Source organism: Hydrogenophaga sp. L99, from assembly GCF_058731905.1.
Window position 1 is genome coordinate 2,986,003 of sequence record NZ_CM178972.1, and the last position, 13,190, is coordinate 2,999,192.

The 13,190-nt window shown below is 66.3% G+C and carries 10 protein-coding genes; 4 read left to right on the forward strand and 6 right to left on the reverse strand.

Annotation, left to right across the window (positions count from 1 at the left end):
• Window positions 1-35: 35 nt before the first annotated feature.
• From AC4QBL_RS14215 to AC4QBL_RS14235, 5 genes are all read right to left on the reverse strand, one after another.
• Entirely contained in the window at window positions 36-1,316 is a 1,281-nt protein-coding gene (locus tag AC4QBL_RS14215; RefSeq protein ID WP_472908069.1) for an anion transporter, read from the reverse strand.
• On the reverse strand, window positions 1,313-4,360 hold the full coding sequence (locus tag AC4QBL_RS14220; RefSeq protein ID WP_472908070.1) for a class I SAM-dependent DNA methyltransferase: 3,048 nt from the start codon (window positions 4,358-4,360) through the stop codon (window positions 1,313-1,315). The genes AC4QBL_RS14215 and AC4QBL_RS14220 overlap by 4 nt, the downstream gene beginning before the upstream one ends.
• Window positions 4,361-4,569: 209 nt before the next feature.
• Window positions 4,570-5,559 carry an MBL fold metallo-hydrolase gene (locus AC4QBL_RS14225; RefSeq protein WP_304840050.1) on the reverse strand — a complete coding sequence of 330 codons (990 nt, stop codon included), beginning with the start codon at window positions 5,557-5,559 and terminating at the stop codon, window positions 4,570-4,572.
• Window positions 5,560-5,671: 112 nt separating this feature from the next.
• On the reverse strand, window positions 5,672-6,271 hold the full coding sequence (locus AC4QBL_RS14230) for a TetR/AcrR family transcriptional regulator (protein ID WP_472900745.1): 600 nt from the start codon (window positions 6,269-6,271) through the stop codon (window positions 5,672-5,674).
• A 282-nt stretch (window positions 6,272-6,553) separates the two neighbouring features.
• Window positions 6,554-7,030: a DUF2917 domain-containing protein gene (locus AC4QBL_RS14235; protein WP_472908071.1), complete on the reverse strand. Its 477-nt coding sequence runs from the start codon at window positions 7,028-7,030 to the stop codon at window positions 6,554-6,556.
• Between the two features lie 116 nt (window positions 7,031-7,146).
• Here AC4QBL_RS14235 and AC4QBL_RS14240 point away from each other — a divergent pair, with 116 nt between their 5' ends.
• Together AC4QBL_RS14240 and AC4QBL_RS14245 are read left to right on the forward strand one after the other, a co-directional pair.
• Complete coding sequence (locus AC4QBL_RS14240; RefSeq protein ID WP_472908072.1) at window positions 7,147-8,178, forward strand: LysR substrate-binding domain-containing protein; 1,032 nt, start codon at window positions 7,147-7,149, stop codon at window positions 8,176-8,178.
• A gap of 81 nt (window positions 8,179-8,259) precedes the next feature.
• On the forward strand, window positions 8,260-9,177 hold the full coding sequence (locus AC4QBL_RS14245; protein WP_472908073.1) for a DMT family transporter: 918 nt from the start codon (window positions 8,260-8,262) through the stop codon (window positions 9,175-9,177).
• Window positions 9,178-9,453: 276 nt separating this feature from the next.
• Here AC4QBL_RS14245 and AC4QBL_RS14250 read toward each other — a convergent pair whose 3' ends face one another.
• The gene (locus tag AC4QBL_RS14250) at window positions 9,454-10,068 is read right to left on the reverse strand and encodes a 5-formyltetrahydrofolate cyclo-ligase (protein ID WP_472900741.1); all 615 of its coding nucleotides are present in this window, start codon (window positions 10,066-10,068) and stop codon (window positions 9,454-9,456) included.
• A gap of 81 nt (window positions 10,069-10,149) precedes the next feature.
• Between AC4QBL_RS14250 and AC4QBL_RS14255 the strand changes: the two genes are divergently transcribed.
• Together AC4QBL_RS14255 and AC4QBL_RS14260 are read left to right on the forward strand one after the other, a co-directional pair.
• The gene (locus tag AC4QBL_RS14255) at window positions 10,150-12,123 is read left to right on the forward strand and encodes a lytic transglycosylase domain-containing protein (protein WP_472908074.1); all 1,974 of its coding nucleotides are present in this window, start codon (window positions 10,150-10,152) and stop codon (window positions 12,121-12,123) included.
• A gap of 61 nt (window positions 12,124-12,184) precedes the next feature.
• Window positions 12,185-13,141 (forward strand): complex I NDUFA9 subunit family protein, encoded by a 957-nt coding sequence (locus tag AC4QBL_RS14260; protein WP_472908075.1) that lies wholly within the window; start codon window positions 12,185-12,187, stop codon window positions 13,139-13,141.
• Window positions 13,142-13,190 lie beyond the last annotated feature (49 nt).

Consider the following 13,190-nt stretch of genomic DNA (forward strand, 5'->3'; position numbering starts at 1 on the left):
GCCGCTGGCCGGCGCCACCGGCGCCCGCCCGTGCGTCAGCCCAGCCAGCGCGTCCAGCCCCACACCACCGCCAGCGAGCCCAGCGTGACCGGGATGCCGGTCAGCGCGTGCTGTTTCCAGTCGATGGCAATGCCCTGCTTGGCGGCCAGGTCCACCACGATCAGGTTGGCAATGGAGCCCACCAACAGCAGGTTGCCCGCAAAGGTGCTCACCAGCGCCAGCATCACGCCCGCTTCGCTGGCGTTGGCGCCCAGGTGTGGCAGCAGCAGCATCACGGCCGGCACGTTGGACACCAGGTTGGACAGCGCCGCACCCAGCACCAGCAAGGCGCCGGGGTCACTCAGGTGCACACCCTGTGCCGCCAGCCAGGCCACGGCCTCAGTGGCCAGCCCGGTTTGTTCAAAGGCGTGGTTCACCACAAACAGGCCCATGAACAGCAGCAGCAACTGCCAGTCCACAAAGCCCATCACCTGCGACGAATGCAGCCGCCGGCTCAGCAGCAACACGCCTGCGCCCACCAGCGCGGCCACGTCGCGCGGCCAGTCGGTAAACAGAAAAACCAGCAGCAACACCCCGGCCACGCTCAGGCCCTTGGCGGTTTGCCAGCGGTCAAAGGCGGGGGCGTCTTGCAGCGGCACAGGCACCGTCACCGGCCGCGCCAGCTCGCTCGCACCGGTGCGCGAGCCCGGGCCGCAGGCCAGCCACAGCCACAAAAAGCCCAGCCCCAGCAGCACCGGCCCCAGCGCCTGGCGCACATAGCCGCCAAAGGGCAGTTGCAGCACCGAGCCAATGAGCATGTTTTGCGGGTTACCGATGAGCGTGGCGGCCGAGCCGATGTTGGCCGCACACGCCAGCCCGATGAGAAACGGCACCGGGTTGAGCCCACGCTGCAAACACAGCCGGGCCACCACCGGCGTCATGGCCAGGCAAATGATGTCGTTTGAAAAAACGGCCGACAACCCGCCGGCCACCGCAATCAGCGCCGCCAGCAAGCCCCGGCGCGACAACGCCAAGCCGCCCACCCGGCGCGTGACCTCGGTGTAAAAACCACCCAGCCGCATTTGCGCGGAAACCACCATGAACGCAAACAGCAACACGATGGTGGGCAAGTCCACCGCCTGCGCGGCGTCTTGCAGCGGCAGCCCGGTGAGCGCCATCACCGCAATGGCGCCCAGCAGCGCCACGCCCGAACGGTCCAGCTTCAGGCGCGGCAAGCCGCCCAGAAACATGCCCAGGTACACGGTGGCGAATATGGCCACCACGATCCAGTCTTGCCCGTTGTGGCCCAGCGGGGCGGGCAAGTCGGGCAGGTTCATGCGGTGCTGCGTTGCAGATTCAGCGCCAGCAGGCGGGCCAGCAGCGCGTCGTCGGTCATTTGCGGCGTGTAGTCGGCCCAGCCGTAGGCGGCGGCCACGGCGGCGTCCAGGGCTTCGTGGGCCATGGCCAGCCAGGCGGGGCGTTGGTTGTAGAGGTTGGTGAGCGTGCGCTTTTGCAGAGCGGCGGCGTCTGCCGCGCTCAGGCCGGGCTTGGGCACCACCCGGTCGGGGTAGGGGCTGTGGTCCATGCCCAGCGGCACCACTTCGGGCACGCGCTGCGTCCACTCCGGCGGGTTGAGCCAGTTTTCACGCAGGGTGTTGAGCCGCGCGGCGGCTTCGGCAATGCGGTTGGCCTGGGCTTTTAAGCTCTCAGCCAGCTCTGCCGGTATTAACGCCCCACTGGCCGTGGCTTCGGTCTGCTGGTGCGCGGTGTCGGCCGGTGTGAGGCCTTCGGGGAAGGGGAAGGTTTCGAAGCAGGTGGTAGGGGTGTAGCGCGGGTCGTTGCCTTTGCCCATCCATGTGCACATACCCAACGACCAGAGTTCGTGGACGCGCGAATGCAGGATGCCGAAAGTGGCGTCGTCGGCTCGGGCCGTCACGACCACCTGCACGTCTGGCAACACCGCTGGCGACAGCCAACGCCAAACACGGTATTTGGATACCCGCGGCGTACCCAGATAGCGTGGCAAAGCCTGCACGCCTTTGCGCATGGCAGGTGCTGGCTCACCCAACCGCCACCAATAGCGCTTACGTGACTCTCGCTGCCCGGCCATACGCATCGGTTTGATGTGCTCGACCACATAGGCAAACGGTTCGGCCAACAGCGCAGCGTCTGACACGCTCATACTGGTTCCGTAGTCAACGATCCAGGTGTCAGAACCGCGGTCGGTGATGTCCTTACCGTTGCACGACAAGCGCAACACGCTGCTGATGTGATGCTCACCCAAAGAGGGTTGCCTGAGCCAAGAGCGAGCCAGGGCCCCATCAATAGCAAACGGGCCGTTTTGCTGGGCGCCAATGAAACAGGCGCAACCGCTGCTGGTCAACTTGCCTGCTACCGTCAAGTTCACCGAAGCGGTGCCAGCTCCAGTCAGGTCGCTATGAATGGAGCTGACCTCGGTTCCGTCCAGAACCAGTGCCTGCTCAGACACACCAAACGCAACCAGCGACACCCGTACCGCCGCTCCTTCGTTCACCCAGGCTTCGTCACTCCAGGCTTCAAAGACGCGTGTGCTCTCATTAATCGCGTCCAGCACCTTGCGGTTGGCACCTCCGCGAATCGAGTTGGTAGAGACCAGACCAGCCACGGTCAGCAGTCCCGCCGCCATCTGCGCCCGCGCCTTCTCGAACCAGTAGCACACCAGGTCTGCACCACCGGGTACGCGACCTTCGTAGGTCTTGCGCAGCGTCCCTGTGTAGGCATCACCCAGTTCGGCGCGCATTTTCTTGTCGCCCAGAAACGGTGGATTACCCACCACCGCGTCGGCACGCGGCCAGGGGGCTTCGGTGGCTTTTTCAGTGGCGGCTTCGCTGGCGGGGCCCCTCACCCCAGCCGGCTCCCCAGAGGGGCGAGGGAGTGCAGTCACCGCTTCGGCGGCGGCCGCGGCCGCGGCGGCTTCAACCGGCTGAGCCCGAACGGGCACCCAGGCTATCAAAGCATCGCGGCATTCAATGTGGTCCAGCGGCTCCAGCACGGGGTTGGTCTTGAAGGGGTAGCCGTGGTCCAGCCGCCACTGCAGTTCACCAATCCACACGGTCACCCGCGCCAGCTCGGCGGCGTATTCGTTCAGCTCGATGCCCAGCACGTTGGCCGGGCCGGTGGCCAGCTCGACCTGCCGGTCCAGCCCCAGGGCTTCGGCTTCGGTGTTGGCGAGGTGTTCCACGTCTTTCAGGCACTTGAGCGCGAGGTACAAAAAGTTGCCGCTGCCGCAGGCCGGGTCGAGCACGCGGTAGGCGGCCAGGCGCTGCAAAAACCCAACGTGCTGGGCCACGGCGTCGCGCCAGGCTTTGTCGTCGCGTTTTTTGCTTTTCTTCAGCAGCGCGGCCATGCGTTCGCGTGCGCTGGCCCATTCGCGCAGCAGGGGGCGGCGCACCACGGGGTCGATGATGCGTTCGATGGTGGCGGGGTCGGTGTAGTGGGCACCGAGCTGGCTGCGTTTGCCGGGGTCCAGGCCGCGTTCAAACAGCGTGCCAAAAATGGACACGTCAATGGCGCTCCAGTTTTTGTCAGCGGCGTTGCGCAGCTCGGTCACGTCGAGTATGTCGAGCCGGGGCACGGCGATGGTTTGAAACAGGCCGCCGTTGAACCAGGGCACGTCGTCCACGCCAAACAGGCCGCCGCTTTTCATGGCTTCAAAGAGTTTGCCCAGGTTGTCACCCAGGCGCTCGGGGCTCATGGTTTTGGCGTTGATGAGGCGGTCAAACAGCTGGCCGGGCAGCAGGCCCACGTCTTCGGCAAAGCAGCAAAACAGGCACTGGGTGAGAAAGTGGGCCACGGCGTCGGGCGTGTTGCCGCGCTCGCGCAGGCGCTCGGCCAGGGTAGCAAAGCTTTTGGCCGCGGCTTCGGTGATGTCGCGGTTGGTGGTGCGAGGCTTGAAGCTGTCGGGTGCGGTCCACACGCGCTTGAGCTTTTCGCGGGTTTCGTGCTGTTCGAGTTCGGCCAGTGCAATGGTGTGGCGTTCGCTGGGGTGGCCGTTGAACTGGGTGTGGATGCGGATGGTGAGGCGGTCACACACCACCAGCAGGGGCGGGTTTTCAAGGGCCAGGCTGTAGCCCTGGAGCTGGCGCAGCGCTTCGTCGAGGTTGCGGCCGGGGGCTTTGTTTTCCCAGGCAAAGGCGCCGCGCTTGAAGGCGTCGGCAAAGCCATGGGCTGCACCGGTGACACGGGTGCCCTCTTCAAACAGGTAGCCGGGCTCGCTGCCGGGTTTGGGCACGCCGAGCAGTTCGCACAGGTCTAAAAAATGGCTTTGTGCGCCCTGCTTTTCGTTGAGTGCGTAGGCCGGCCCCCCTGGCCCCCATTTGGCAATGAATGCTTGTGGTGTCATGTGCTTGGTTTTTTGTGTTGCCGGGCATGGTAGCAACAGGCGGCAAGCGCCCAGCAAAAAGCCGCCCGAGGGCGGCTTGTGCGGGTGCTATAGATCCGGCCCTGTGAAGTCTTTATTTCCGTTCGGGCTGAGCTTGTCGAAGCCCTTCGACAAGCTCAGGGCGAACGGTTTCTACTTCATGGGGCCGGAGCAATAGGCAGGCGCTTGGCTTAGCTCTGCAGCGCTTTCCACATTTCCATGTCGCGCTCGGCGGTCCAGATGCGGGGGTTTTTGATGCCGCTGGCTTCGTCGTACGCGCGGCTGACGTCAAACGGCAGGCAGTGTTCGTAAATGAACACGTGGCCAAACACCGGGTCCATGGTCTTGCGGGTGTGGGCCATGGCGGCTTTGAGGTCCATCCCGGCGGCGGCGGCTTCTTTGCCGGCGGCAAACAGGGTGGTGACCCAGCGCTGGGTGTAGTCCAGCGCTTTGTTCACGTCGGCGTTGCCCTTCATGGCTTCGCCGCGGCCGGGCACGATGAACTCGGCCTTGAGCGCGCGCAGGGCTTCGAGGGTGGCGGGCCATTCGGCCAGTTGTGCGTCACCGGTGTAGACGCCGGCTTCGTATTCCACCAGGTCGCCGCTGAACAGCACTTTTTCTTCTTCTACCCAGGCAATGGTGTCGCCACGGGTGTGGCCGTGGCCGGGGCTCCAGATCTGCACGTTCACACCGCCGAGGTCGATGGTGAGCTTGCCGGGCACTTCGCCCTTGGTGGCGTCGCCGCCGCCAATGACCATGGTGGGCCAGGTGAGGCCCGGCACCGAGTCGGCACCGCGGAACAGGCGGGGGAAGCGCTCCATTTCGCTCTGCATGTCTTGGGCGCCGCGCTCTTTGATGAGCTCCAGCGTGCCCTGGCTGGCGATGACTTCGGTGGCGCCTTCGGCCAGGTAAGCGCTGGCACCCAGCACGCGCACGGCGTGGTAATGGGTGAGCAACACATATTTGATCGGTTTGTCAGAGACGGTGCGGATCTGCTTGATCAGGTCGCGGGCCATGGCCGGGGTGGCGGTGGCGTCGCTGACCATGATGTATTTGTCACCAATGATGACGCCCGAGTTGGGGTCGCCTTCGGCGGTGTAGGCCCAGCAATGGGGGCTGAGTTGTTCGAAGGTGATCTTTTTGTCTTCCAGGTCGGCCTGGGAGGCGAAGGCTTTGCTCATGGGGGGTCTCCAGTGTGGGCGGGCAACAAGTGGTCGTATTTTACCTAAACGAAATGAATTTCACATAAGTGAATTTCAAAACCTGCACATGCCGGTGTTTGCGGTGGGGGTTTCAGCTGCCCAGGCCGCGTTCGAGCATGGCCACCACTTCGTCGGCAAAGGCGGCGTAGCTCATGCTGCCACCGGGGCGCAGCCAGGTAAAGGTCCAGTTGATCATGCCGAACAGCATCATGGTGAGCGCGGTCTGGTTGGCGGGGGTGACGCGCTCGGGGTAGGCGCGCTTGAGAAACCGGGTGACGGCGGCGACCACGTCGCGCTGGCGGTTCAAGATGAGTTCGCGCTGCGCGTCGCCCAGAAACTTGGTGTCGGACACCAGCGACACATGGCGCGTGGCGGAGTGTTCGTATTCGTCCAGAAAGGCGCGCACCAGTTCGCTGAGCGCGTCGCGCTCGTTCAAGTTTTTGCGCTGTGCGCGCGCTTCAGACTCGCCAATGAGCGCCAGCAAGCGCTGGGTGTAGCGGTCGAGCAGGTCAAACAGGATGGCTTCTTTGCTCTCGTAGTAGTGGTACAGCCGCGCCTTGCTGGTGCCGCAGGCGGTGGCAATGTCGTTCATGCTGGCGGCCGGAAAACTCTGGCGGGCAAAGCATTGCGAGGCAACGTCGAGAATCTCTTCGCGCTTGAGGTCGTGGGAGGCGGATTTGGGGCGGGCCATGGGTGGATTCTCCCACTGGCTGCGGCTCACCCCCATCGCTGGCTCGCTGCGCGGTGCCGCTCCGCCCCTCAAGGGGCAACGCCTGCGGCTTGGCCCGTTCTGCAGCGTTCTGGTTTCAAGGCCCTTCGCGCCGGTTGGGCCCTTGCCGATCCAGCCGGGTGAGGTCTTTGTTCCCGTTCGGGCTGAGCCTGTCGAAGCCCTGCAGCCGATCGTCCTGAGTTGGCCAATGGGCAGGCTCAGGGCACACGGTGAATCCTTTTCCAACCGGATCAATAGACAGCTTCAGGAGCGCAGTGATTCCAGCGGCGAAAGCACGCGCCCGCGCCCGGGCAACAGAAACTCACCGTAGCCAAACAGGCCGCGCAACACGCGCGCCGTGGCCACGGCCACGTGCCCGAGTGCGGCGCCCAGCTCCCGCAGGGGCAAACCCACTTCCCGCGCGAAGCGGCCGGGGCGGGCCACCGCCGGTGCATCGGTCCAGTCGAAATGCACGGGTGCCGCGTCGCCCGGCGCCGCGATGGGCTCCAGCACCATGCGTGCACCGGCGGGCACGGCCAGCACATCGCCGGGGCCTAAAAAACAATCGCCAGCGCTCTGCGGTGTGGCGCCAGCCGGTCGGCCCAGCGTCACCCAGACGCGCCCGCAAAAGACGCGCAACACGGCACCCTGCTTGGGGCGCAGCGTCATGGCGTGGCCGGGGTGCAGGCGCCAGGTTCCGATGGCTGGGCGGCGGCTGGGGGCGAAATGGGCGGGTGACATGGGGACCTCCGGTGGGTGCAGATTGGGGTTCATCTTCTCGCTGCGCGGGCGCTGCGTCCAATGAAATGGCGCTAAGCTATTGATTCCATAAGCGCATCAATCAGCCCAACCCGACCATGCAGCTCACCACCAGCCACCCGCGCACCCGGCCCATTGCTGCCGGCCACCTGCGCGCCTTTGAAGCCGTGGCCCGGCACCTGAACTTTCGGGCCGCTGGCGAAGAGCTTTCACTCACGCAGAGCGCGGTGAGCCGGCAGATTCAGGCTCTGGAAGACGAGGTGGGCACGGCGCTTTTCTTGCGCCACACGCGGGCGGTGGAACTCACCAGCGCCGGCACGCAGCTGCTGCGCGCCACGGGCGTGGCGCTGGAACGCGTTGATGCGGCGGTGCGGCAGATTCGCCAGAGCGCGGGGCGCAAGAGCGTGGCCATCACCACCTGGGTGTCGTTTGCGTCCATGTGGCTGATTCCCCGGCTGGAAGCATTTCAGCGCGAACACCCGGACATTGACATCCGCATTGATGCGTCAGACGCCACGGTAGACCTGGCCACCGCCGATGTGGACCTGGCCTTGCGCTACGTGGTGCCGCAGGCCGCGCCGCCCGGGGCCATTCGCCTGTTTGGCGAGCAGCTCACGCCCGTGGCCAGCCCCTGGCTGCTGAAAGAACACCGCCTGGCCCAGGTGGAAGACCTGGCCAAGATGACGCTGATTGAAGCCGGCGACGCCCACCGCACCCGCCACCTGGAATGGCTGACCTGGCAGCGCTGGCTGGACCAGTTTGGCCACACCGCGCCGCCGGGCAAAGCCCCACGCGGCGCCAAGGCCGCCGTGCCGCACAAGCTCACGCCGCAGCGCTGGCTGTATTTCAACTACGCGCACCAGATCGTGCAGGCCGCGCTCACCGGCCAGGGCGTGGCGCTGGCACGGCTGCCGCTGGTGGCCGAAAGCCTGGCCAGTGGCGCGCTGGTGGAGCCGCTGCCCCACACCCGCATGGACTCGCCGCTGGCTTACTGGCTGCTGGTGGCGCCGCGCAGCACCCTGCGCCCGGAGGTGAAGGCGTTTTGCGACTGGCTGCAGCAGCAGGCCGCCGCCACCCGCGAGGCCATTGGCGACGTGCCCGACCCCGACACGGTGGACCACCTGGATTGACGCGCGCTGGCGCTGTGTGCGCCCGGTTGGTGGGGCACACTCACGGGCCTACGCACCCGGTCTCCGCTCGATTTCCAAACCATGCCCCAGCCCAACCACCACCCCAGCGGCAACCTGCGCAGCATCATCGCCATGCTGGTGGCGGTGGGCTTTTTTGCGCTCATGGACGCGGTGCTCAAGCTGCTGTCCACCCGCTACCCGGTGCTGCAAATTGCGGCGCTGCGCGGCGCCACCGCGCTGCCGCTGGTGCTGCTTTACGTGGCCTGGCGTGGCGGGTGGCACACGGTGTGGCGGGTGCGCTGGCCGCTGCACCTGCTGCGCGGCGCGCTGGGCATCACCATGCTGTCGCTGTTCACGCTGGGCGTGCGCGACCTGCCGCTGTCGGCCGCCTACACGCTGTTTTTCATTGCGCCGCTGCTGATCACGGTGCTGTCGGTATGGGTGCTGAAAGAGCGCGTGCCCGCCGCGCACGGGTGGGCCGTGGCCATCGGGTTTGTGGGCGTGCTGATTGCGCTGCGCCCCAACGGCGAAGACCTGCAAGCGGGCTTGGTGACCACGGGCGGCCTGGCGGTGCTGGGCGCGGCGCTGTGCTACGCAGTGACGGCCGTGACAGGCCGGCTGGCCAGCCGCACCGACAGCAGCGAAAGCATGGTGCTGTCGATGATGGTGCTGATGGCCCTGGGCGCCGGCGCGCTGGCTGCACCCGGCTGGGTGGCCATTCAGAGCACCGACGCCGCGCTGCTGCTGGCGCTGGCTATCACCGGTTTTGGCGGCCAGCTGGCCATTACCGAAGCGTTTCGCCACGGCCAGGCTTCTGCCGTGGCACCGTTTGAATACAGCGCCCTGGCCTGGGGCCTGGGGCTGGACTGGATCATCTGGCAAAGCCTGCCCGCCGCCCACACCTGGCTGGGCGCGGCCATCATCGTGGGCAGTGGCTTGTATGTGGTGCGGCGCGAAAAGCGCATCACCGAAGTGCACGCCAATGCGGAGCATCCCTGAAGGCAAGCTCAAGCCAGAAGATCTTGCACCCCTCCTCTCCTTGCTCGACCGGGTGCGAGCATCAGGAGGAACGCGTGGCACACGCGTTTCACCGCCGGGCCGCCCCCAGGTGAAACAGCCCTCTCGGGGGGGCAGCGAACCACATGCAGTGGGGAGCGTGGAGGCTCCAGTTTCACCGCCGGGCCGCCCCAAGGTGAAACAGCCCCCTCGGGGGGCAGCGAACCACTCGCGGCATCGGCTGCGGCCGACGCCGGGGCAGTGGGGAGCGTGGGGGCTCTACCTCTCTGGCCACATCGCCCCGGTGTCGGTCAAGATGGCGTCCAGCGGCACATCGTGAATTTCGGGCCGCATCTCGGGCAGCCAGGAAAAGTCGTAACCCAGGCCCACCGTAAAAGGTTTGGGCTGCAGGCTGGCCAGGGTGCGGTCGTAAAAACCACCGCCATAACCCAAGCGGTAGCCGCCCGGCCCGAAGCCCACGCAGGGCACAAAGATAAGCGTGGGCTCCACAATTTCGGTGTCTTTGGGCTTGGGGATGCCAAAAGCGTCTTCTTCCATGGGGCAGCCGGGGTACCAGGTGTAGAAGGTGAGCGTTTTGTCCACCTTGTTGACCACGGGCAGCGCAATGCGCCGGTGCCGTTGGGCGCCTTGGGCGTCTTCCTCCAGCCCAGCTTCTTGCCAGCGAAACAGCGCCGGCAAGGGGTCAAACTCACCTTTGATGGGCCAATAGGCGCCGATGATGGCATCGGGCCGCTCGATCAACCAGACCCGCATGACCCGTTGCAACAGGTCGTTGCGCCAGGCGCGGTCGGCCAGGTTCTGGCGCTTGTCCACCAGCGCTTTTCGCCAGGCGGCTTTTTGCGTCACCACCGCTGATCCGTCGCCCTGTTTCATAGGGGGTTGAGAGGAACTTTGACCGTCTTTGTTGTCCATAATCAGCAGATGAAACTGGTAAGCCTGAAACAGGGAAGAATAATGAAGCAAGGTCTCGCAACCATTATGGCCGCGCTGGTGTTGCAAACAACGGCCTGGGCGCAAACCCCTGCCGATACGGCACTGCTGGAGATGCGCGACGCGTTTCGGCGCAACAACACCGGCCAGATGGCCACCCTGCTGCCCCGCGTGCGCGGCCACGCACTGGAACCCCTGGCCCTTTACTGGGACATGAAGGCCCGGCTGGACACCGCGCCAGCCACTGAGATACGCGCCGCCATGGACCGCATGGCCGGCAGCTACTGGGAAGACCGCCTGCGCAACGACTGGCTGCTGCAACTGGGCAAGCAGCGCGACTGGGCGACGTTTGAAGCCGAGCTGCCCAAATTTCGCATGAACGACGACCGGCAGGTGCAGTGCTACGCGCTCATGCTGGACGCCGTGGCCGGGCGCACCCCCGCCAGCGAAGCCGCCCGCCAGGTGGCGCCGCTGTGGCACGCCCAGCGCGACGTGGACGAAGGCTGCGCCACCGCCGCCCAGGCGCTGCTGGACAGCGGCCACCTAAAGCCGCTGGCGGTGTGGCAGCGCGCCCGCCTGGCCATGGACGCCAACAAGCCCCGCGCCGTGGCGCAGGCCGTGGCCATGCTCGACCCCGACTGGGTACCGATGATCGAAGCCCTGGCCAAAGACCCGGCGAAATACCTCGACGAAAAATTCACCGCCATTCGACCGCGCACCAAGGAAATGGTGACGTTGGCCACCATCCGCCTGGCCGCCAGCGACCCCACCGCGGCAGCGCTGGAACTGCAGCGCAAGCGCTGGGTGACGCAGCTCACGCAAGAAGAGCGCGGCTGGCTGTGGGGCGTGATTGGGCGGCGTTCGGCGCAAAAGCTGCAAGACGACGCGCTGGTGCATTTCGCCAACGGGCAAGACCGCTTCATGCACGACGACCACCTGGCCTGGAAAGCCCGTGCCGGGCTGCGCGCCGGCGCGTGGGGCCACGTGCGCGACGCGGTCGCCTCCATGAGCGAAGCCCAGCGCGGCGAGCCGGTGTGGGTGTACTGGCGCGCCCGCGCTATGCAAGCCTTGAAAGAGCCCGACGCCGCCACCGCCCCCACACAAGCCCGCGCGCTGTACGAATCGATTGCCTCACCGCGCGGTTTTTACGAGCAACTGGCCATGGAAGAGCTGGGCCGCACCATCACCGTGCCGCCAGCCCCGCCGCCGCTCACGGCGCAAGAAATGGCGGCCGCTGAAAGCCACCCTGGCCTGCGGCGCGCACTGGCGGCCATACAACTGGGCCTGCGCAGCGAAGGCGTGCGCGAGTGGCATTACGCGGTGGCCTTGCACGCCCCTGGCGGCAAGGCCGAACGCGAGCTGCTGGCCGCTGCCGCGCTCGCCTGCCGCCACGAGCTGTGGGACCGCTGCATCAACACCAGCAAGCGCACCCCCGAAGCCCTGGACCACAGCCAGCGCTTTCCCATGCCGCACCAGAGCGAAGTGGTGAAGCGAGCCAGCGCCATTGGTCTGGACCCGGCCTACGTGTATGGCTTGATCCGGCAGGAGAGCCGCTTTGTGATGAATGCCCGCTCGCATGTGGGCGCGTCTGGCCTGATGCAGGTGATGCCCGCCACCGCCAGCTGGACCGCCCGCAAGATCGGGCTCACCGACTTCAAAGCTGGGCAAATCAACGAGCTGGACACCAACATCCTGATCGGCACGGCCTACCTCAAGTTTGCGCTGGACGACTTTGAAGGCTCGCTACCCATGGCGGCGGCGGCCTACAACGCCGGGCCTGGGCGCCCGCGCGCCTGGCGCAACGGCCCCACGCTGCCGGGCGAGATCTGGGCAGAAAACATCCCGTTTGACGAAACGCGCGACTACGTCAAACGCGTGCTGGCCAACACCACCAACTACGCCGCGCTCATCACCGGGCAGCCGCAGTCGCTGCGTGCGCGCCTGGGTGTGGTGGGCCCGCGCCCGGCCGCCGTGGCCATCAACCGCGACCTGCCCTGAACGGCAGACACGCAGCGTAATCCCGTTGTACAACCGACTTGCTCCTCAACCAGACCTCTCCATGAAAAACATCCTCGTCCTCGGCGGCACCGGCTTTGTGGGCCGCCATGTGTGTGAAAAGCTCCACCGCATGGGCTGGCGCATCACGGTGCCCACGCGCCGCGCCATCAACGCCGCCGCCGTGCAGCACCTGCCCCGTGTGACCGTGCTCGAAGCCGATGTGCACGACGAAGCCCAGCTCACCCGCCTGCTGCCCGGGCACGATGCCGTGGTCAACCTCGTGGCCATCTTGCACGGCAGCGAAGCCGCTTTTGAGCATGTGCATGTGCAGCTGCCGACCAAGCTGGCGCGGGCCTGCGCTGCCACCGGGGTGCGCCGCGTGGTGCATGTGAGCGCGCTCGGCGTGGGCCTGGACGGCCCTTCGCTGTACCAGCGCAGCAAAGCCAGGGGCGAAGAAGTTTTGCGCCAAGCCAACCTGGACCTGACGGTGCTGCGCCCCAGCGTGATCTTTGGCGCTGGCGACCGGTTCCTGAACCTGTTTGCGCGTCTGCAAGCCGTGTTTCCGGTGATGCCACTGGCCGGCGCCGGCGCCCGCTTTCAGCCGGTGTGGGTAGACGATGTGGCCAGCGCGGTGCTGGCCTGCCTGAAAGACGAAGGACTCCCCATGAGCACCGTGGGCCAGACCTTTGAATGCGCTGGGCCCGATGTGCTGCCCCTGGGCGAACTGGTGCGCCTGGCCGGGCGCCACGGCAGCACCGAGCGCCCCATCTTGCCGCTGCCCATGGCCATCGGGCGGTTGCAGGCGTTCATGATGGAGCTGGCACCGGGTGAGCCGCTCATGAGCCGGGACAACCTGGCCGCCATGTCGGTGGACAACGTGGCCACCGGCCAAAACCCTGGCCTGCAGGCGCTGGGCATTGTGCCGGCCCGGGTGGAAGCGATTGCACCCAGCTACCTGGGCGACCGCGGCGGACGCAGCGCCTTGCTGCAAGCCCGCCAGGGCGCCGGGCGGCGCTGACCGCGCGCCACCGCTCGGACGAAAAAAAGCCACCAGGTCTTTGGGACCC